Source organism: Butyrivibrio sp. XPD2006 (assembly GCF_000420865.1).
GTDB lineage: Bacteria > Bacillota > Clostridia > Lachnospirales > Lachnospiraceae > Butyrivibrio.
The window spans coordinates 138,753-159,522 of record NZ_ATVT01000010.1; the positions used below are offsets into that span (position 1 = coordinate 138,753).

A 20,770-nucleotide genomic window follows, 5' to 3' on the forward strand; every position below is an offset into this window, starting at 1 on the left:
ATAAATGCATCATAACTTTCTTTTTGATTTGGATCAGACATTGCTGGATTTCCATGCATCTGAACATAAAGCACTCGGAATTGTACTGAAGGCTAATGGATTGTCTTTTTCAGAAAAGATATATCAAGCGTTTAAAGATTATAACAAAGCCCTTTGGCTGGAACTGGAAAAAGGAACCATCACAAGGCCGCAGCTCTTTACTAAAAGATTTCAATACATTTTTTCGCTGTGCGAAGGAGATGCGACGAACATTGATCCGCTGAAGATTAACGATGAGTTTATCAGAACTATGTCTGTGAATGGCGTACTAATGGATGGCGCATTGGAATTTGTCAGAAGGGTAAAAGACAATATTCCGAATGCCAGAATCTTTATCGCTTCCAACGGTGCAACCATAAATGCCAATGGCGGATAGCTTCTACGGGGCTTGATAAGTATATAGATTATTTGTTTATCAGTGAAGATATGGGAGTAACAAAGCCGGATGCAGCATTTTTCGACATTTGCATGGAGAGAATCGCGGAACCAAGATCATCATGCATCATGATAGGAGATTCGCTTACTTCAGATATGCTGGGTGCAAAAAATGCTTCCATAGATTCCGTCTGGTTTATGCCTTCAGGGGACATTGAGAAATCTGTTACTGATTATGATATTGATTATGTGGCTGCCTCTTTTGACGAACTATTTTCGGTTCTTGAAAAGTGGTCCGCGATGGGAGGAAATGAATGAAAGTATTGCTGTTTTGTTGTAAGGGATTTGAAACTATGGAGTTTGCGCCATTTGTCGATGTGATGGGATGGGCAAGAAATGACCATGGCATGGAAGTTGAAGTGGTTACTGCAGGCTTTACTAAGACTGTTGTATCTACGTTTGGAATCCCGGTTATTGTTGATAAGACCTATGATGAGATAGATATCTCCGAATACGATGCACTTGCAATTCCCGGTGGATTTGAAGAATTCGGATTTTACGAAGATGCATATGATGAACGTTTCTTAGATCTCATTCGAGAATTTGACAGTGCACATAAATATATAGCTTCTATCTGTGTTGGGGCGCTTCCGGTTGGAGCAAGTGGTGTGCTCAAGGGAAGGAAAGCTACAACATATCATCTGGGAGATGGCAGACGACAGAAACAGCTGGCTGAGTTTGGGGCAGAGGTAATACCTGATCAGAGTGTTGTGATCGATCGGAACATAATAACAAGTTTTTGCCCCGAAACAGCTCCGCATGTTGCACTTGCCTTACTGGAAATGCTTGTAGGTAAGGAAAAGGCCGGGATTGTTGCCACTGCAATGGGATTTTAAAAGGGTAAAAAGGAGAGAGAATAATGATTGTTGAGAGTATAGATCCAAATGAAAAACAGGCTATCGCAAGAAAAGTGCTGGAAGCTCTCACTGACTGGTTTGGGATAGAAGAGAGCAGAGAAGAATACATCTCGGGCAGTGCCGACTGGACTTTTTTTGCTGCGAAGGAAGAAGATGAGGCTATTGGATTCCTTGCTTTAAAAGAAACAGGAAAGGCCACTGTTGAACTGGCAGTTATGGGAGTTTTAAAAGAATATCACAGGAGCGGAATAGGTCGGCAACTGGTAGAGAGGGCGAAAGAAACTGCCGGAGCGAAGGGATATGAGTTCATGCAGGTCAAGACTGTGAAGATGGGCATGTATGAGGATTATGACAGGACAAATCTGTTTTACCAAAGCTGTGGATTCAAGGAGTTCGAAGTTTTCCCACTTCTTTGGGATGAGGCAAATCCCTGCCAGATCTATGTGATGTCTTTGAATTGACGCCCCGGAAAGTATTTCTGAATGAATATTGAAAAAGGGAATGAAAATGAACACAAAGGAAATTGACAAAAAATACAGAGCTTATTCCAAATATTATAAGAATCTATTGGTAAATGAGGGAATAAAAGATGTTGACATGAGAATGTCGTCATATGAAAAGAGACTGAAAGACATGTATGGGTCCAAAGAGTTTGAGGCTCACAATGTCTATCCTTCAACAAATGTTTCTTTTGTATACGCCGTTATAGCAATGTGTCTTGAGCTAAAGGAAGCCGGGTACACGGACGAAAGAATCGTTCCTGCAGTTGAAAAATGCATGGAGGGCCGGTGGGATGCTTTTGTTAAGATACTCAAATTCATTGACCTTTTTCCATTCTGTTTTTCTGTCGTGCGCAAGTGGAACAAATCCGATCATGCAGACCGGATAAAAGATGGAAGCGTTACATATGATCACTTTGAACTGGGAAAAGAAAAAGTTGAATACTATATCAGCAAATGCATGTATGTAGAAATGTTTTCAAGTTACGGTATCAGGCCGCTTTGCAAGATATTCTGCAATACAGATCGGATAGCATACTCCGGATTAACGAGGCATGTGAAGTTTGTTCGCCATTCTGATTTGTCCGATGGGAATGCTTGTTTTGATGAAATAATAAAAAATGAGGGAAGGAATCAATGAAAACACTAATTATTTACACATCACAGACAGGGTTTACAAAGAGATACGCTCAGTGGCTTGCTGACAGAGTGGGCGGAGATCTTCTTGATCTTAAGGATGCGCTTCTTCATAATGCGCTCACTGACGCACAGAGAGAGTATATTAAGGTGTTTTACTGTCAGGGTGGAATGAGCTACGAAAAAATGAATGCGCCTACCAGGATCACTATGAAGATGTTTGTTTCTGCAGTCAGAAATAAAAAAGATGCAACTGAGGAACAAAAAGAAATGTTTGAAAGAATGGCTTCATCCTATGACATATCAGATATCAAATATATAGAGCCTATTGCAGCCTATCTTGCAGGAATGGACGAGGAAAAAGCTGTATAAAACGCCAGTATAACCGACTTTAGGAGGAATCGATGAAAGCATTGATCATTAACTGCAGTCCGGTAAAAACAGGAGCCACAGCAGAAATCGCAAGTATTATCGAAAAGGAAATCTCCACTCGATATGATACAAAATGTATATGTATAGACGACTATTATTTTAAGTTCTGTAAAGGCTGCAGATCTTGCCACAGCACAGCGAAGTGTGTTATGGATGATGACATCCTAAAAATCATGGATGCGTTTGATGATGCAGATATCATTGTTTCGGTATCTCCATCATACTGGGCAGATATCCCGGGGCAGTATAAAGCATTCATAGACAGATGCACGCCATGGTGTGATACCCATGAACCGCATGCATCTATCAGGGAAGGCAAAAAGGGATATACGGTTGCTCTTAGAACAGGCCCCAGTATGCATGAGTGCGACAGGATAATTCAGAGTATTGAGCATTTCTATGGACATTTACATATTGAATGTTCAGGCCATCTTGGACTTACTTCGATTGAGTATAAGGAGAATGTTGAGCCGAGGAAATCTGAAATAATTGATTTTTGTAAGAACATTTAATTTCAGGATAATCGGCTAAGGGGGAGAAAAGAAATGTATATTGAAACAGATAGAACGATTATAAGATCCATTCAGCGTGGCGATGAAAAAGCATATGCTGAAATGGCTAAGGATGGCAGTCTTTCCGAAATAGGATTTGATGAGAATTTTTCTGATTGGGCGGAGAACTGGATAAATGAGGCTGTTGAACTAACAGAAAAGGATGATCCGAGAGTCGATTATATACCGTGTACCATAATACTCAAGTCTTCAAGTAAAGTGATTGGAAACGTTGGATGTACGTATTATGAGGACACGGATAAAATTGGGATATGCTATTTTGTTGGGACCGCTTACCGAAGAAATGGATATGTCAGTGAGGCTGTGAATGAGTATATTTCATACTTCTTCAATCATTATGATGAGAGGGAGATAATAGCGACAATCAAGGATGCAAACGTACCATCTTGGAAGACGGCTGAAAAATGTGGATTTAAATTGATGGAAACTAAGATGTATAAGGACATCGATGACGAGAAAGAAGAACTATACAGATTCTACGTGGTAAAAAGATAATAGGGAAAATATATTCCAGTAGAATCGACTAAAGGGATTACCATGGGGCATAGAACTGAAAAGGTAGAATTAACCGTCTTGTGCTTGATTCAGGACGGAAACAGAATACTATTGCAAAACAGAATTAAAGAAGATTGGAAGGGCTATACACTTCCGGGTGGTCATGTTGAGCCAGGGGAATCCTTTGTGGATGCCGTGAAGCGTGAGATGAAGGAAGAAACCGGACTTGATATCATCAATCCCAAATTGGCGGGAATAAAACAATTTCCTATAGATGATGGAAGATACATTGTTCTTTTGTTTAGGGCCGTAGAGTTTGCCGGTGAGGTGATTTCTTCAGAGGAAGGACAGATGGAATGGGTTGATAGGAGTAACCTTTCGGAGATAGAAACTGTAAATGACTTGGAACAGCTTATAGAAGTTATTATTAACCCGAAACTGACAGAGTTTCAGTATCTTGTTAATGAAGATGAATGGACGGCGTCAATAAAATAAAGCAAAGAAAAATTATTTTTCAGTATAATTTACGATGCCAAGTTATATCGAAAATCAATGGAGGATTACCCGGGTGAATGCAGTAGAAACAATAAATAAAAGGCACAGCTATAGAGGAAAGTATCTTTCAAAACAGGTTCCTAGAGAGGATTTAGTAAAAATACTGGAAGCGGGAATGGCTGCTCCATCTGGATGTAATAAGCAGACAACCAGTTTTATAGCAGTTGATGATTCAGATATTTTACAGAAGATTAAGGAAGTAATCAATCCTCCGATATGTGAAACAGCACCAGCAATAATTGTGGTGTTGACGCAACGGATAAATGCATATCGGGATAGATGCTTTGCAGTGCAGGATTACTCTGCTGCAATTGAGAATATGCTACTTACGATTGTTGAGCTTGGATATCAGAGTTGTTGGTATGAAGGCCATATTACAGATGAAGATAGAATATGTGACAAAATAGCTGATATTCTCTCAGTGCCGAAGGAATATGAAGTTGTATGTATATTACCGGTAGGTGAGGCTGAAAGCGATCCTGCGATACCTAAGAAAAAAGGGTTTGAAGAAAGGGCATGGTTTAATACATTCAAAGGATGAAAGTCTATTATGAGTCTAAACAAAAAAGTAATTACACTTGAAAATGCCTCAAAGGTATATGATGGTAAGTATGTGATAAATAATATTTCACATGAATTTGCCAAAGGAGAATCCATAGCATTATGTGGACATAATGGATGTGGCAAAAGTACAATGCTTAAGCTATTAGCTAGCATTGTTTCGTTAAGCTCTGGGAAAATAGTGTATCAAAAGAAACTTAAATTCGCTTATGTACCTGAAAAGTTTCCAGGTATGGAAATATCGATGATTGATTATCTTCAAGGCATTGCCAGGATAGAAAGAGTGGATTTTTCGCTAGTGAATGAACTGATCAGTGAATTCTACTTGGAATCCATGATCAAAACAAGATTAAACAAACTATCAAAGGGAAGCCTTCAAAAAGTAGGAGTTATTCAGGCTATTCTTGCACCGTCGGATGTGATTTTTCTTGATGAACCTCTTTCAGGTCAGGATGCAGACTCTCAGAAACTGTTTATAACAAAAATGAATGAATTGAGGAACAAGGGAGTTACGATCTTCATGGCTTGTCATGAGAAGATGCTGATAAATGAGTTGTCTGACAAGGTCTATACGATAGATAAAGGAAAACTCATGGAAGTAAAGAACCCAGGAGAGTCACAATATTTGGTCTATGTTCGAAAATGCCCCAAGCTACAAGCTTGGCTTGGTATGAAAAGTAATGGTGATAGGTATGGAATTACGGTAAAGGAAGCAGTGTTAAAGGAAATGGTGCTAAAACTATACGATGAGGGTTGGGAAATTGTTGGGATTGAGAAACTTGATTGAAATATATAGATTAAGGTTAAAAATGCTGAAGAAAAGCTCTACATTAACGATTCCTACAGTTGTCACTCTGATTTTTCTCGGAGTAATGTATTCTGTAGCACCGCATGATATATGTAGTAGTTTTTTACTGTCTGCGCTTTTCATATACTTTATATGTCTGTTTCTGTCTATATACTTGAATGGTGGAGAGAATGATATATATGAAGAAACGCTATTCCTGCATTGTTTGGACATTCATAGCTATTACTTTTCGCGCGAACTGTTATTAATTACATTGGATTTAAGCTATACACTTGTGCTGACATTAGTGCCTACGATACTGTTTTTGATGGATAATGGCAGATTTACCAGGCAGATGGAACTTGCAGATATTGCATGTGGAGGGGGACATATTTTCATGTGTGGACTCGGGGGTATGATGACAGGAGATTTTTTTCACCCAAGAATTTTTAGAAAGAGAAGGGATGCGATAATAGGAGCAATAGCGATTTCCATACTTGCAGTCTCTAAGGAGGGACTTATTGATTGTTCATCAGCATTTAGTATTTTGAACTTTATACTCCCGCCTATCACTGATGGGCTCAAATCTGTGGGAAGCAATAGTTATTTTGAACCAAGAGAGATGATGCTGATATGTATGCACGTGGCGGTTTATTGTTTACTAATTATGATAGTAAAAATAAAAATGTTAGAAAAGAAAAAGTTCAGATATTAGTATGTAGATTGCTTTAACACAATTGATGATAAGTTGATAGTTGTTAAGATACATTTTATGTTAAAGAGTTCGATAACTTCAAGTTTGTCGGGATGATGTGAACCACCATATATTTGAGGTGCGGTATAAGTATCGTGAGCTGGAAAAGAAAGATGGAAGCTATGTCATAACGGTTTATGGTGATGCACCTTTCCCAGATAATATTCCAGTATAAAATGCTTACAAATATCTTAACAATCTGTATATTTCTTGCATGATAATGCATATAATTGTGATATTATATTGGTTAGAGGCAAAGACGCTTTCAGAGATGATGGTGTCTTTGCCTTTTTCTGTTAGGTAAGATTTGTGAAAGGGAGGATCTGGGGAATGATTACATTGAATGATTACCTGTATTCAGGGGACACAGTCTTAAAGATTCTGCAGAGATATCACAATGATTTGAAAGAAGATGCTAAAAAGACACAAAATGGTATGGATATGATTCACTGTAATTTCCTTTTGCAGCTGATGGAACTTCTTGAACATAATGATTTCCTTACTTCTCAGTCCCAGCGACTCAGGGAATTTTACAAATATATGTCAAGTGAATACCCTTTTCTAGCGTTTACTTTTAAGGGAAGAATCAAATCGCTTATAAGAGCGGAACAGAAATTCAATGGAAACATAGTAGAACATGTATATGATTACTATGAGAAAAACACTTCTTTCCCAAGTATCACAGAGCTTAAAAAGCAGATTGGTCCCATACGTGATCTTATTGCTTATCGCATAGTTATATCCATGCCTGTCTGTCACCTTAAGGATGGTGAAAAACGAGAGGAGATAGAACTTAAGTATCTCTACGAGATTGCCAATGCGCTTCCGGGGTTTCTGGAAGAGAAAGGCTTTACGGCAGAAATCTATGGAATACCAGGGAAAGAACCTTCTGAGATGATAACAGAATCATTAAGGCCATATTACAGGGACTATATAAAGAATCCTAGTCCCTATGGATATAAATCTCTTCACATTACCTTCTATGATAATCAGTCCAGGTCTTACCTTGAAGTGCAGATGCGTACCAAACAGATGGATGATTATGCTGAGATAGGACCGGCACATCACCTTGGATATGAGAAGAGACAGGATAAAGAGAGAAGCCGTAGGGATGCAGTACCTTCGGGGGAATGCACTTATTTTGATGAGGCTTATGAGAGGGGAATGCTGTTGCAGGGGCTTGATCTGGCCAAGGTTGATGTAAATATGTTTGGGGCGGTAAACAATCAACTTGTAAATGACGGATGTGGATTATACAGGGGAAGGCTTATCTTGCCATATGAGCATCTGTCAAGGTTTCAGAATGATATTATAGATTAAAATATGAAGGATATAAGGAAGATAGGGAAATGATAGACGGATATTTAAAAGTTGCAGCTATTACTCCAAATGTAAGGGTTGCAGATGTAGAGTTTAACTGTAATGAAATATGCAAATGCATAGAAGAAGCTGCTGGGAAAAAAGTAAAGCTGATGGTATTTCCGGAACTGTGTATAACGGGTTATACCTGCCAGGATTTGTTTTTTCAGGACAGATTATTGGAAGCAACAAAGGAAGCTCTGCTCAAAATAGCTAAGCATAGTCAGGGCGTGGATGCACTGATTTTTGTGGGATTGCCACTCTCGGTTGATGCAAAACTATACAATGTTGCAGCAGCTTTATGTAATGGAGAAGTATTGGGAATTGTGCCAAAGACATTCTTGCCAAATTATAACGAGTTCTACGAAGCAAGGCACTTCTATTCTGGAAGAGAATTAGATACAGTTATCAATATTGGTGGGCGAGCTGTACAAATAAGCAGAAATATCCTGTTTGAGTGCAATGAGATGCCGTCATTTAGAGTTGCATCTGAGCTTTGTGAAGATTTGTGGGTGCCGGATCCGCCAAGTACTGCACACTGTCTGGCTGGAGCGACAGTAATAGCCAATCTTTCTGCTTCCAATGAGATAATTGGCAAGAGCAGATATCGCAGAAATCTTGTGAGTGCCCAGTCGGCAAGGCTGGTCTGTGCGTATCTGTATGCTTCAGCAGGACCTGGAGAATCCACTCAGGATGTTGTTTATTCCGGACATAATATAATAGCAGAAAATGGAATTGTTTTGTGTGAATCGGAACGTTTCTCTGAAAATATGATCGTATCAGAGATTGATCTGGAATATCTTGAAGCTGAAAGAAGACGTATGACAACATATGAGGCAGACTCCAGCGTCAAGTATACCCGCGTGGTATTCTCACTGAATAAGGAACATGCAGAACTGACAAGATATATTGATCCCAATCCGTTTGTACCTGCTTTGGGACAGGAACGCGACATGCGATGTAATGAGATCCTTACCATACAGGCAATGGGATTAAGAAAAAGACTTGATCATATCGGATGTAAGACAGCAGTCATTGGTATATCAGGCGGCCTTGACTCGACACTTGCATTTCTTGTTATTGCAAAGGCATTTGACTATCTGAACTTCGATCGAAATGGAATTATAGCAGTCACAATGCCGGGCTTTGGTACTACAGACAGGACATATGTAAATGCAGTAAGGCTCATAAAAGAGATAGGTGCATCATTTAGGGAAGTTAATATAAGTAAGGCTGTTAAACAGCATTTTGCTGATATTTGTCATGATGAAAATGTTCATGACGTTACCTATGAAAACAGCCAGGCCCGCGAGAGGACCAAGATTCTGATGGATATTGCCAATAAGGAAAACGGCATAGTAATTGGTACGGGGGATCTATCTGAGCTTGCGCTCGGATGGGCTACTTACAATGGTGACCATATGTCGATGTATGCGGTGAATTCTTCAGTGCCGAAGACTCTGGTTAGATATCTTGTACAGTACTACGCAGATACTACTGATGACAGAAGGCTCAGAGAAACTTTATATGATATTTTAGATACACCTGTATCGCCAGAGTTATTGCCACCAGATGGAGGTGAAATCACACAGAAGACTGAAGATTTAGTCGGACCGTACGAACTTCACGACTTTTTCCTCTATCATATGCTAAGGCTTTCGCAAAGTCCCGGCAAGATATACAGATTGGCAAAAATCGCTTTCACCGGTGAATATTCGGATGACGTTATTCTGAAATGGGAAAAGACATTTTATAGAAGATTCTTTGCGCAGCAGTTTAAGAGGAGTTGCCTCCCAGACGGACCAAAAGTCGGCTCTGTGGCTGTTTCGCCCAGAGGCGATCTTAGGATGCCATCCGATGCTTGCGTGAATACATGGCTGGAGGAACTTGATAACTTATGAAAAAACCTATTATTGGTCTTGTTCCATTATTTGATGATGAAAAGGAAAGTCTGTGGATGCTTCCAGGATACATGGATGGAATAACGGAAGCTGATATTCAGGGAGTTTGTGAAACATTGTCAGGAGCTTTGATTTGGCAAAAATAATGATAAGACCAGGATATTGTCGCAAAATTTTTGTATAAAATAGCAATTGTCAAAATAAATACAAACCGTATACTTGTATACAAACAAAGGCGTTTTGATTCACACAGTGTTTCGGAGCGCCTTTTCTTTTATTCTTTTTCATTATAACTAATCCTATATAAGTGCAATGAGACAATGGCGTTTCGGCATGATACCGGAGCGCCATCTTTGCATTTAGGAAAGGAAAAATAAGCTATGGCAATGATCAAGCTGGAAAATGTAAATAAAAGCTTTGGGGATCTTCATGTATTAAAAGATGTGAATCTTGAGGTTGAAGAGGGAGAAAAATTGGTAATTATAGGTCCGTCCGGATCAGGAAAATCCACAACAGTTCGCTGCATGAATTTTCTGGAGGCACCAAGTAGTGGACATGTTTATATAGACGGGACTGAGCTGACTTCAAAGAATAAAACCAAAGTGGTTCGCGAAAGTACTTCGATGGTATTCCAGCAGTTTAATCTATATCCACATATGACTGTTCTAAAAAACCTTACACTTGCACCTATGAAGCTTCATCATAAATCCAAGAAAGAAGCTGAGGAGCTGGCATACCATTATCTGGATATCGTGGGATTAAAGGATAAAGCAGATGTTTATCCGACGACACTTTCCGGAGGACAACAGCAGAGAATAGCAATTGCCAGGGCTCTTTGCTCACAAAGTAAGATCATTTTGTTTGATGAGCCAACATCAGCGCTTGATCCCGAGACCATTCAGGAAGTGCTTGATGTAATGATCAAGCTGGCTAAGGAAAACATAACAATGGTGGTAGTCACCCATGAAATGGGATTTGCGAGGCAGGTAGCCGACCGGGTGATTTTCATGGAAGATGGGCAGATCATAGAATCCGGAACACCGGAACACTTTTTCAATAATCCGGAGAGTGAAAGAGTAAAACAATTCCTGGGAAAGATCATCAGATGAGATGACAACGTACAGACTAAAGTAGCTGTACTGTCTATAGAAAACACGAGGAGGAAAAAATTATGAAGAAAAAGATCATGAGGAGATCATTAAGCGCAGTGGCAGCAGGGCTGATGGGAGCATTGCTCGTTGCATGCGGAAGTGCTTCCGAGCCTGCAGAAGTATCAGAGATAACAGATTCAGCTCAGGAGACGCCTTTAGCAGAGCAGCCGGCAGATGACAGCCTGGAAGAAGATGTAAAGGCAATTGTCGACAGAGGAGTTATAAAGGTCGGTGTTAAGAATGCTGTAATGGGATTTGGATATGAAGACCCTCTTACAGGTGAGTATACCGGATTGGAAATTGAGCTTGCAAAGGCTTTGGCAGACAAACTTGGAGTTGATGTTGAATTTACGGCTGTAACAGCAGCAACAAGAACGGAACTTCTTGATTCAGGAGATATTGATTGTGTACTCGCTACATTCACAATCACTGATGAAAGAAAAGAGAGCTGGGATTTTACGACACCGTACTATACAGATTATGTAAGCGTTCTTGTTGAGGATTCAAAAGGAATTAAGACACTTGATGATTTGGCTGATGCAACTGTAGGTGTCTCTTCCGGATCAACATCAGCTAAGGCTCTTGTAAAAGCAATGATTGAAAAAGGTCTTATAAGTGGTGATGGCTTTGATGAAGAAAGCTTTGATCCGGCCACCTGGACTGATGGTATAAAGTTCCAGCAGTATGATGATTATCCAACAATCTCTACAGCACTTAGTGCCGGTGAAGTTGATGCGTTCTGTGTCGATAAGTCCATACTTGCTATATACAAGACAGAGGGAAGATCTTATATCGATGCAGAGTTTTCGCCCCAGAATTATGGTATTGCAACCACAAAGGGATCCGGTCTTTCAAAGGTGGCCGAAGAGCTTGTGAGCGAAAGCTTTGAGAACGGAACAATCGATAAACTTATTTCAGAAAACGGACTTGATTAAACTTCGGAGGACTGGTGATGTCTGGATTATTTTCTCCAAGAGCATGGAATAAAATATGGATCTATCGGGAAACATTTCTGCTCGGAATAATGAATACACTAAAGACTGCTGTTATAGCGCTTCTCATAGCTTTAATGCTTGGAATCATATTTGGACTTATGGCAACAAGTAATAGAAAAATACTGAAGAGTATCAGCAGAGTGTATGTTGAGGTGATTCAGAATACACCGGTCCTTTTACAGATGTGCTTTCTATACTATGCATTGGCTTTTTCTGGTCACAGTCCTGGAATTATAGTCACTGGATTCCTGGCACTTGGTATATATACCGGAGCATACATGGCAGAAGTTATAAGGGCAGGGATAGAGTCGGTTCCAAAAGGACAGTTTGAGGCAGCTCAGTCTCAGGGATTTGGATATGCCGGGCAGATGTTTTACATCATAATCCCACAGAGTATAAAAGTGATTTTGCCACCGATGACAAATGTAATTGTGAACATGATTAAAAATACTTCCTGTTTATACATAGTGGGGGGAGCAGATCTTTTATCGCTTACTTATAGCTTTGTTACCGGAGAAAACACAGGTGGCTCGTATGCTCCAGCATATATCGTATGTGGAGTAATATTCTTTCTTATCTGTTTCCCTCTTTCATCCTTTGCATCGATGTGGGAGACATCATTAAAGAAAAGAGATCAGAAAGTATTCCAGAACAGTACACCAAAGGAGGCGTGATATGAACACATTGGATGGCAGCCTTTCAATGCTGAGAAATCCGGCAATTATAAAATTCATACTTCAGGGGGTGCTCTTTACACTGATAATATCTGTTGCTGCAGTACTTTTCAGTATAGTGATAGGAACTGTACTGGCACTTATGAGGAATTATTGTACAGGTAAACAGACAGGAGTACTGAAGGCTCTTTCCGTAATATACATAGAAGTGTTCAGAAACACACCGTTGTTATTCTGGATTTTCATATGTGTTGTATTCTGTCCTGCACCGGGATTTGTAGACAGGCAGATGTTCGGTCTTTCTTCAGTAAACAACAAGCTTTTGTTTAAGGCTGCTGTGGCGCTTATTTTATATACATCAGGTGTTATTGCCGAAATAGTGAGGGGCGGATTGAATTCCGTTTCTCATGGACAGATTGAAGCTGGGCAATCGCAGGGATTTTCCATGCTTCAGATCATGTGGTATATTGTGCTGCCTCAGACATTCAGAGCAATTGACCCTACACTTTTAAGCCAGGTTATAACAACTATCAAGGACAGCTCATTTCTTGCAAATGTTGCAGTTATTGAGCTTATGGCAAGGACCAAGCAGGTTTTGTCAGCAGCTAACAGGTATAACGGACTTAATTCGATAAATGTATCTGACGTATTTGTACTGTTTGGTCTTGCTGCAACCATTTACTTTGTGATCAACTTTTCGATTTCCATGACAGTAAGGAATCTGCAGAAAAAGAAAATGACTGTAAAAGTGAAAAAAACTCCGGTTTTGGAGGAGAGAAGGCAGACAGGATGGGCCTACAATGGATAAATATGTAATTACGATCTCCAGACAGTTTGGCGCGCTGGGAAGAACAATAGCTCAGAAGATGGCCGCTGAACTGGGAATAGAATTTTATGATAGGGATATTGTTGAACATACTGCAAAACGTATGGGACTTCCTGTTTCTGAAATAAGTAAAGAGGAAGAACGCGCAGGAGGCTTCTTTGCAGAGAGAAGATATCCCCTTGGAATGGGACCTGTAAGTATGCAGGAAGAATTATTTCAGGTTCAGACAAACATAATAAGGGATTTTGCATCTAAAGAATCATGTATTATAGTCGGCAGGTGTGGTGATTACTGTTTGCGAGATATGGAGCGTGTGCTTGATATATATGTATATGCGCCGATTGAGAAAAGGGTTGAAAATTGCATTTCAATACTGGGGATGGATGAAAAAACTGCAAGGGGAATGATACAGGATGTCGATAAAGCCCGCGAGAATTACAGGCGTAAATATTGTAAGGATATAGCAGGAATCTTTGACAACAGAGAAATATGCATAGATTCCGGAAAGTTTGGAGCTGATACAAGCGCCGATATTCTGTGTGGAGTTGTGAGGAGTGTTTTTTACTGATATATGGAAAAGGGCATGGTACATGTTCCGCGTATAGGGATGCGGATTATAAAATCAGCACTAGGAGTGCTTATCTGCTTTGCTATTTATTTCATGAGGGGAAAACAGGGAGCACCGTTTTATTCAGCACTGGCAGTTTTATGGTGCATACAGAACCAGACAAAAAACACAGTTCAAAACGCACTTCAAAGAACAGTTGGGACGGGCATAGGAGCAGCATATGGGCTGATATATATCTTGATAAAACAAAGAGTCCCGCAACTTGGTGATAGCTTTCTTCATTACTGCATCATATCACTAGCATTGATCCCCATAATTTATACAACTGTTGTTATAAAGCAGAAGAAAGCATCGTATTTTTCATGTGTTGTTTTTCTGAGCATAGTCGTAAATCATCTTATGGATGAAAACCCATACATATTCGTTGCTAACAGATCTCTGGATACTCTTATAGGCATATTTGTGGGACTTGTCCTGAACTCAGTATGTATTCATGGTGAATATGACAGGGACACACTTTTTATTGCAGATGTTGATAGGGCTATGGATGGTCTTTCGACAGGAATAACGCCATTTAGTCAGATCATGATAAAGAACATGCTTGAAAAAGGTATGCAGCTTACATTCATGACATTGCGGACACCAGCCGGATTTTTGGAGGGGATGCCTGATATAAAACCGAAGCTACCAATAATAGCGATGGATGGGGCAATCCTTTATGACATAAAAGAAAACAGGTACCCGAAGGTATATGTTATATCCGCAGAGCATGCCTGCAACATAGAAAGCTTTATCAGAAGCAGGGGGGTCAATATCTTTACGACAATAATTCTTGAAGACGTACTTATCATCTATTATGACGAGCTAAAGAATACTGCAGAAAAAGATATATATGGGAAAATGCATAAGTCTCCCTACCGTAATTACCTGAACAAGGAAAGGCCAAAGGATCATCCGGTAGTATACATGATGTGTGTTGATGAGACCAGAAAGATAGAGCAGCTGGTGGAGGATATAAAAAGAAGCGATATCTACGAAGAACTTAAGATCCTTTCGTATCCGTCTGATGATTACAAAGGATATTCATATATAAAAATCTATAGCAAGAACGCCTCCGTACAGAATATGACAGACTACCTGCGAAATATGACAGGCGCGGAAGAAACACTTACGTTTGGCGATAACGACAGGAACAAAACGGATTACTGTTACACAGAGTGCGACCAGATAGTGCGCAAACTACACCATCAGTTTTATTTCAAGAGAAGGGAAAAGGCCTATGAACAATGTAAACCTGCTAAAGCATACAGATGATGTCAATGCACTGCTGGCAAGGTATGGAGTGAAATTTGGAATCTATAAGAATAATGAGTTTAAGGAGCAGCTTTTTCCCTTTGATGCCATACCAAGGGTTATAGAACACGATGAATTTGAATACCTTGAAAAGGGGCTAAAACAGCGTGTTACTGCATTGAATCTTTTTCTTAAGGATATATACAGTGGCAAGAAGATTGTAAAGGACGGCGTTGTGCCTGAGGATTTTATCTTTGCTTCCAGTGGTTATATGGTTGAGTGCGAGGGAGTGTGCCCGGTAAAAGGAATTTACTCCCACATATCCGGAATTGACCTTGTAAAAGGTAAGGATGGGCAGTGGTACATACTGGAGGACAACCTGCGTGTTCCATCAGGAGCATCATATCCGATGATAGCAAGGGAGCTCTGTAGAAGGAGTTCGCCAGGAACATTCAATGATGTGAGGCTTGAAGATAACAGAAATTATGCAAGACTTCTAAGGCGGACTATGGATAACGTCAATGTTGGCGGACACACTGTCATCCTAACACCGGGAAGATATAATGCGGCATATTTTGAACATTCCTATCTGGCAGAACAAACGGGAGCGCATCTTGCAAACGGCTCAGAGCTGATCGTGGAAAATGACAAGCTTTACTTTATCACTGCTGATGGAAAGCATGAGAGAGTGGGGGCTGTTTACAGAAGAATCTCAGATGAGTACCTTGATCCAATGAATTTCAATCCTGAGTCAGTCATAGGAATTCCGCATATCTACGATGTTTTCAGAAAAGGAAATGTTGCCCTGATAAATGCACCGGGCAATGGTATTGCTGATGACAAGGGAATATACTATTTTGTCCCGAAAATGATCAGTTATTATCTTGGCGAAGAACCAATACTTCAGAATGCGCCGACATATCTGCCATTCTATGAAGAAGATATGAAATATGTGCTTGATAAGTTTGACAGCTTGGTACTCAAAGATGTAGCTGAAGCAGGCGGCTATGGAGTTGTATTTGGAAGCTCAATGTCAAAGGAACAGAAGGAAAACTTTATAAAACTTCTCAAAGCAGAGCCAAGAAGGTTTATCGCGCAGGAAGTCATAGACTTCCAGGATCTGGATATTCTTGAAGGCGATGATATGGTTCCAAGAAAAGCAGACCTCAGGGCATTTGTGCTGATGGCAGATGAGCCACTTGTATGGAAAAGTGGCCTTACACGTTTTTCAAGGAATCCGGATTCGTTTATTGTCAATTCTTCACAGGGAGGAGGATTTAAGGATACATGGGTATTATCTCAGTAGAACAGACAAACAGATTATACTGGCTGGGAAGATATGCTGAGCGGGTGTACACGCTGGTTAGGTGTTATTTCAAGAGCTATGACACCATGATTGATGAAATCCGTGACAGCTATCATGATTTTTGCCAGATGATTGATATACCGGATATTTACAAGGACAAGCAGGATTTTATGGAGTCTTATCCCTTTGATGAGAATAATCCTGACTCAATTATCAGTAATCTCATCAGAGCCTATGATAATGCCATTGTGCTGAGGGAAAGCATTGGCTCAGAGTCTCTTTCATATATACATCTTGCGATATATGAGATGAACAAGGCAAAGCTTAGCGATGCACCGCTTATTGAGCTTCAGCTTGTAATAGATGACATTTTGGCGTTTTGGGGAATGATAGATGACAAGCTGGATGATGATCACGTAAGGAACATAATCAAGTCTGGAAAAAGGATTGAAAGATTTGATCTTTATGCAAGGCTTGGTCTTGGAAGAGAGGTGCTGGTCAGGGAAGCAAACAGAATGATTCCCAGGATTGAAAAGAGCGGTATGGACATAAATAAGGACAGACTTGAGGAAATTCGCAAGGCTGTGGAAGAACAGGAAGTAGATTATTACGGCGTGATAAGAATGGTAGAGACGCTGATTGCCTAAGGTTTAAGGATGTGATATCGTGAAAAAACTTCATTTTGATTATTGCATGGAAATCCGCTATTCTTCTGATGTTTCATGGTGCTGCTATACAATAAAGTGTATCCCCAAGGATACCGACAGACAGAAGATTTCGAATATAAAGATCGATATGATACCTGAAACAAAAGCAGAATGGGCTACCGATTCCCACGGAAACAGATACATTTATGGCAGCAATGAGATACCGCATTCATATTTTAAATATCACATTAAGGGTGATGCAGAATGTGGATGTGCGACGCATGAATCTGTTGCGACTGAAACTGAAGAGATGATATACAGGCATAGTCATGGACTTACTGATCCTGGAGAAAGGCTTAGGGAGTATATGGAATCCATAAGGGCTTCTATGCCTTCTTTTGATGATTTGAGATCACTTGATAAGGCAAAGCAGATAATGGAAAGACTGCATGGTTACCTTGTTTATGAAAAAGGCTGCACCAGCATAGGCACAGGGGCTGAGGAAGCTTTTTCGATTGGAAGGGGAGTATGCCAGGATTATTCCCATATCATGATCTCACTCCTTAATATGTCAGGATGTTCAGCCAGATACGTAACCGGACTCATCATAGGAGAGGGTGAATCTCATGCATGGGTGGAAGTTGTAGATGATGGAAAATGGTATGGCCTTGACCCGACAAATAATATTCTGGTGCAAGACTCACACATAAAAATAGGCTGTGGCAGGGATGCAACTGAGTGCCAGATTAATAGGGGGATTATGCATGGGGGAGGAGAGCAGACACAGGATATATATGTGAATGTATCTGAGATAAGCCCCGGACAGAGCATCATAAGCAGAGGAGCATTGTTCTGATGATAAAAACTGTAGCAGAGGTAGCACTACCAGTTGATGAAGTTTTAAGAATAAAAAAAAGACGCATAATGCCGGATGGCTCTGAAAGAGTTCCGAAGCGAATAAGCATTGTTACAGGAATACACGGAGATGAGCTTGAAGGGCAGTATGTATGCTTTGAACTTGCAAGACAGATAGAGGAAAACAAAAAGTGCCTGAAGGGAATAGTTGACATCTACCCTGCCATGAATCCACTTGGGATAGACTCGGTGACCCGAGGGATACCAGCTTTTGACCTTGATATGAACAGGATATTTCCGGGAAATACAGAAGGCAATATGACAGAATTACTTGCTGCAAATATTTTAAAGGATGTATCAGGATCCGCTGTGGTGCTGGATATACATGCGAGTAATATCTATCTTACTGAGATTCCGCAGATAAGAATCAACAGACTCCATAAAGAAGAACTTGTTCCACTTGCAAAGCACTGCAATGTTGATTTTGTCTGGATACATGAAGCAAGTACTGTTCTTGAGTCTACGTTTGCATACAGCCTAAACCATGCGGGAACACCATGCCTTGTTGTTGAGATGGGCGTTGGGATGCGTATAACAAAAGAGTACGGTGACCAGCTTGTGGATGGGATACTGGGGCTAATGCATTATATGGGAATGTGGACCGGAGAAACGAAAACACCAAGAAAGCCTATTGTTTCTGAGAATGCTGAAGATGTCTGTTTTCTCAATGCGGCATCAGGTGGGCTTTTTATCCCTGACGTGAAGCACTGGGAGAAGCTTTGCAAGGGCGACAGGATTGGGAGGATTATTGATCCGCTTTCCGGGCAGGTTTTACAAAATGTTGAAAGTCCTGTAGACGGAATTCTTTTTACCATAAGAGAATATCCGATTGTTGATGAAGGATCGCTCATTGGCAGACTACTTAAAAAGGAAGTCATGGCTGTATGAAAAAGAAGATTATTTATGAGATCAAAGGGCTGTACAGAGACAGTTTCAGAATAACAGGTTTTGAATTTGGAAAGGGCAAAAAGTCTCTCTGCATTGTCGGAAGCATGCGGGGAAATGAAGTTCAGCAGTTATACTGTTGTTCCCAGCTTGTTAAAAAATTCAGGCAGCTTGAGGAAGAAAGACGTATCCGTCCGGATGTCAAAATTCTGATTATACCCTGCTGTAACCCATATTCGATTAATACGCAGAAGCGATTCTGGACTATTGATAATACTGACATAAACAGAATGTTCCCAGGGTATGACCTGGGGGAGACTACCCAGAGAATTGCCGACGGCATTTTTTCTCAGATAAAAGATTACGAGTATGGGATTCAGTTTACATCATTTTACATGCCGGGTGAGTTTATACCACATGTGAGACTAATGGATGAAGGATATTCTGATGTTATAACGGCAATGAAGTTTGGAATGCCTTACGTTGTAAAAAGAACTGTCAGACCGTATGATACGGCAACGCTGAACTATAACTGGCAGGTGTGGAACACAAAAGCTTACAGCCTCTATACATCTACAACAAGTAGGATTGATAAAAAGAGTGCCGGTCAGGCAGTGCTGTCTATTCTTAGATTCTGCAAAAGCGTTGGATTTGTAAAATACCAGGAAAATGGTGATCACCCGTCAATAGTTATAAGTGATAAGGAGCTGATTAGTGTCAGAACTGCCAAATCAGGCATATTTGAGCCGCTTGTAAAAGTGGGAGACAGTGTGGATGAGGGGACTCCTCTTGCTGAGATCATAAATCCCTATGATGGTTCAGTAATGGAAACATTGTACGCGCCAAGAAGAGGTACGCTGTTCTTTATGCATTCTGACCCGATTACATATGCGGAAACAGCAGTGATAAAGATGGTTTGAGATCATTTAGCTGGAGAATGTAACGCTGTATTTCCTGTGGTACAGTTTTCTTTCCCATCGCAGAGAGGGTTATCAGAGGCTGGAGGCTTTTTGCAACCTACAAGTCCGGATGATTATATGAAGAGGTCACAGGATTTGCAGCCAATTTATCATGATTGCGGTCAGTTCTATTTTTCTGGGTGGATAATTTCATGAAAACTGGATCCGTAGTAGACAAAGCAAAACCTCTATCTCACAATGGCGAGATAGAGGTAATTTGTATATTATTTCAACTTACACACTCGTTACTTACTTAAAATATTTATCCGACTGTGTGTACTCCAAAAATTATAAAGTATAAGAACGCAAACACATTTGCAAAACCAGTCGCGATACTATCGCCAACATCATCAGCGGAGCCGATATAATCAGGATCATGGTACTTATTATAATTTATATCCTGTGTTTCTGTAATCTCAACAGGTGTACTCTCACATGCAAATGTTGTAATAGGTGTTACGCTTATCATCATTGCTGACATCATTATTGCTACCATTGTTTTCTTTAAAGTCTTCATAATCTTTACCTCTCTCTTTTCTCAATCTATTTTGGGTTGTTATGTGTCTTATTTGTGTTGGTTTGTTTTATGTTGAGTTAATATTATCATGGCGACTATCACAAAATTGTCACACAAAAAACAAAATACATTTCAATTATGATTAACATGG

27 protein-coding genes are annotated in these 20,770 nt (G+C 40.2%); 26 read left to right on the plus strand and 1 reads right to left on the minus strand.

Annotated elements, in window-relative coordinates; genetic code table 11:
* The first annotated feature begins 4 nt into the window (after window positions 1–4).
* From G590_RS0112395 to G590_RS0112520, 26 genes are all read left to right on the plus strand, one after another.
* A complete protein-coding gene (locus G590_RS0112395; RefSeq protein WP_022765990.1) occupies window positions 5–415 on the plus strand; it encodes a hypothetical protein in 411 nt (136 codons plus the stop codon).
* The gene (locus G590_RS0112400; RefSeq protein ID WP_330361678.1) at window positions 328–732 is read left to right on the plus strand and encodes an HAD-IA family hydrolase; all 405 of its coding nucleotides are present in this window, start codon (window positions 328–330) and stop codon (window positions 730–732) included. Before G590_RS0112395 ends, G590_RS0112400 begins: the two co-directional genes overlap by 88 nt.
* A complete protein-coding gene (locus tag G590_RS0112405; RefSeq protein WP_022765992.1) occupies window positions 729–1,310 on the plus strand; it encodes a DJ-1/PfpI family protein in 582 nt (193 codons plus the stop codon). Before G590_RS0112400 ends, G590_RS0112405 begins: the two co-directional genes overlap by 4 nt.
* Window positions 1,311–1,333: 23 nt before the next feature.
* Window positions 1,334–1,792, plus strand: a complete 459-nt coding sequence (locus G590_RS0112410) for a GNAT family N-acetyltransferase (protein ID WP_022765993.1) — start codon at window positions 1,334–1,336, stop codon at window positions 1,790–1,792.
* 46 nt (window positions 1,793–1,838) lie between these two features.
* On the plus strand, window positions 1,839–2,471 hold the full coding sequence (locus G590_RS0112415) for an L-2-amino-thiazoline-4-carboxylic acid hydrolase (RefSeq protein ID WP_022765994.1): 633 nt from the start codon (window positions 1,839–1,841) through the stop codon (window positions 2,469–2,471).
* Window positions 2,468–2,839: a hypothetical protein gene (locus G590_RS0112420; protein WP_022765995.1), complete on the plus strand. Its 372-nt coding sequence runs from the start codon at window positions 2,468–2,470 to the stop codon at window positions 2,837–2,839. The genes G590_RS0112415 and G590_RS0112420 overlap by 4 nt, the downstream gene beginning before the upstream one ends.
* 32 nt (window positions 2,840–2,871) lie before the next feature.
* Window positions 2,872–3,411: a flavodoxin family protein gene (locus G590_RS0112425; protein ID WP_022765996.1), complete on the plus strand. Its 540-nt coding sequence runs from the start codon at window positions 2,872–2,874 to the stop codon at window positions 3,409–3,411.
* A gap of 33 nt (window positions 3,412–3,444) precedes the next feature.
* The gene (locus G590_RS0112430; RefSeq protein ID WP_022765997.1) at window positions 3,445–3,966 is read left to right on the plus strand and encodes a GNAT family N-acetyltransferase; all 522 of its coding nucleotides are present in this window, start codon (window positions 3,445–3,447) and stop codon (window positions 3,964–3,966) included.
* Window positions 3,967–4,008: 42 nt separating this feature from the next.
* Entirely contained in the window at window positions 4,009–4,461 is a 453-nt protein-coding gene (locus tag G590_RS0112435; protein WP_022765998.1) for an 8-oxo-dGTP diphosphatase, read from the plus strand.
* A gap of 73 nt (window positions 4,462–4,534) precedes the next feature.
* Window positions 4,535–5,062 carry a nitroreductase family protein gene (locus G590_RS0112440; protein ID WP_022765999.1) on the plus strand — a complete coding sequence of 176 codons (528 nt, stop codon included), beginning with the start codon at window positions 4,535–4,537 and terminating at the stop codon, window positions 5,060–5,062.
* A 9-nt stretch (window positions 5,063–5,071) separates the two neighbouring features.
* On the plus strand, window positions 5,072–5,869 hold the full coding sequence (locus G590_RS19445) for an ATP-binding cassette domain-containing protein (RefSeq protein WP_022766000.1): 798 nt from the start codon (window positions 5,072–5,074) through the stop codon (window positions 5,867–5,869).
* Between the two features lie 355 nt (window positions 5,870–6,224).
* The gene (locus G590_RS21365; protein ID WP_155828763.1) at window positions 6,225–6,584 is read left to right on the plus strand and encodes a hypothetical protein; all 360 of its coding nucleotides are present in this window, start codon (window positions 6,225–6,227) and stop codon (window positions 6,582–6,584) included.
* A gap of 369 nt (window positions 6,585–6,953) precedes the next feature.
* Entirely contained in the window at window positions 6,954–7,943 is a 990-nt protein-coding gene (locus G590_RS0112455) for a guanosine polyphosphate synthetase/pyrophosphohydrolase (protein ID WP_022766002.1), read from the plus strand.
* Window positions 7,944–7,972: 29 nt separating this feature from the next.
* Window positions 7,973–9,883 (plus strand): NAD(+) synthase, encoded by a 1,911-nt coding sequence (locus G590_RS0112460; RefSeq protein WP_022766003.1) that lies wholly within the window; start codon window positions 7,973–7,975, stop codon window positions 9,881–9,883.
* Window positions 9,880–10,029, plus strand: a complete 150-nt coding sequence (locus G590_RS21680; RefSeq protein WP_022766004.1) for a hypothetical protein — start codon at window positions 9,880–9,882, stop codon at window positions 10,027–10,029. Before G590_RS0112460 ends, G590_RS21680 begins: the two co-directional genes overlap by 4 nt.
* A gap of 240 nt (window positions 10,030–10,269) precedes the next feature.
* A complete protein-coding gene (locus tag G590_RS0112470; RefSeq protein ID WP_026494123.1) occupies window positions 10,270–10,992 on the plus strand; it encodes an amino acid ABC transporter ATP-binding protein in 723 nt (240 codons plus the stop codon).
* A 62-nt stretch (window positions 10,993–11,054) separates the two neighbouring features.
* Window positions 11,055–11,969, plus strand: a complete 915-nt coding sequence (locus G590_RS0112475) for a transporter substrate-binding domain-containing protein (protein WP_242829780.1) — start codon at window positions 11,055–11,057, stop codon at window positions 11,967–11,969.
* A 17-nt stretch (window positions 11,970–11,986) separates the two neighbouring features.
* On the plus strand, window positions 11,987–12,703 hold the full coding sequence (locus G590_RS19450; protein WP_022766006.1) for an amino acid ABC transporter permease: 717 nt from the start codon (window positions 11,987–11,989) through the stop codon (window positions 12,701–12,703).
* A 1-nt stretch (window position 12,704) separates the two neighbouring features.
* Window positions 12,705–13,511 (plus strand): amino acid ABC transporter permease, encoded by an 807-nt coding sequence (locus tag G590_RS19455; RefSeq protein ID WP_022766007.1) that lies wholly within the window; start codon window positions 12,705–12,707, stop codon window positions 13,509–13,511.
* Complete coding sequence (locus G590_RS0112490; RefSeq protein ID WP_022766008.1) at window positions 13,504–14,097, plus strand: AAA family ATPase; 594 nt, start codon at window positions 13,504–13,506, stop codon at window positions 14,095–14,097. Before G590_RS19455 ends, G590_RS0112490 begins: the two co-directional genes overlap by 8 nt.
* A gap of 15 nt (window positions 14,098–14,112) precedes the next feature.
* Window positions 14,113–15,411: an FUSC family protein gene (locus G590_RS20730; protein WP_196802496.1), complete on the plus strand. Its 1,299-nt coding sequence runs from the start codon at window positions 14,113–14,115 to the stop codon at window positions 15,409–15,411.
* Window positions 15,377–16,696 carry a circularly permuted type 2 ATP-grasp protein gene (locus G590_RS0112500; RefSeq protein ID WP_026494125.1) on the plus strand — a complete coding sequence of 440 codons (1,320 nt, stop codon included), beginning with the start codon at window positions 15,377–15,379 and terminating at the stop codon, window positions 16,694–16,696. Before G590_RS20730 ends, G590_RS0112500 begins: the two co-directional genes overlap by 35 nt.
* Window positions 16,678–17,343 carry an alpha-E domain-containing protein gene (locus G590_RS0112505; RefSeq protein ID WP_026494126.1) on the plus strand — a complete coding sequence of 222 codons (666 nt, stop codon included), beginning with the start codon at window positions 16,678–16,680 and terminating at the stop codon, window positions 17,341–17,343. The genes G590_RS0112500 and G590_RS0112505 overlap by 19 nt, the downstream gene beginning before the upstream one ends.
* A 19-nt stretch (window positions 17,344–17,362) precedes the next feature.
* Window positions 17,363–18,199 (plus strand): transglutaminase-like domain-containing protein, encoded by an 837-nt coding sequence (locus tag G590_RS19465; protein WP_022766010.1) that lies wholly within the window; start codon window positions 17,363–17,365, stop codon window positions 18,197–18,199.
* Entirely contained in the window at window positions 18,199–19,146 is a 948-nt protein-coding gene (locus G590_RS0112515; RefSeq protein ID WP_022766011.1) for a M14 family metallopeptidase, read from the plus strand. The genes G590_RS19465 and G590_RS0112515 overlap by 1 nt, the downstream gene beginning before the upstream one ends.
* Window positions 19,143–20,063 carry a M14 family metallopeptidase gene (locus tag G590_RS0112520; protein ID WP_022766012.1) on the plus strand — a complete coding sequence of 307 codons (921 nt, stop codon included), beginning with the start codon at window positions 19,143–19,145 and terminating at the stop codon, window positions 20,061–20,063. The genes G590_RS0112515 and G590_RS0112520 overlap by 4 nt, the downstream gene beginning before the upstream one ends.
* Window positions 20,064–20,364: 301 nt before the next feature.
* Here G590_RS0112520 and G590_RS0112525 read toward each other — a convergent pair whose 3' ends face one another.
* A complete protein-coding gene (locus tag G590_RS0112525) occupies window positions 20,365–20,619 on the minus strand; it encodes a hypothetical protein (RefSeq protein WP_022766013.1) in 255 nt (84 codons plus the stop codon).
* Window positions 20,620–20,770 lie beyond the last annotated feature (151 nt).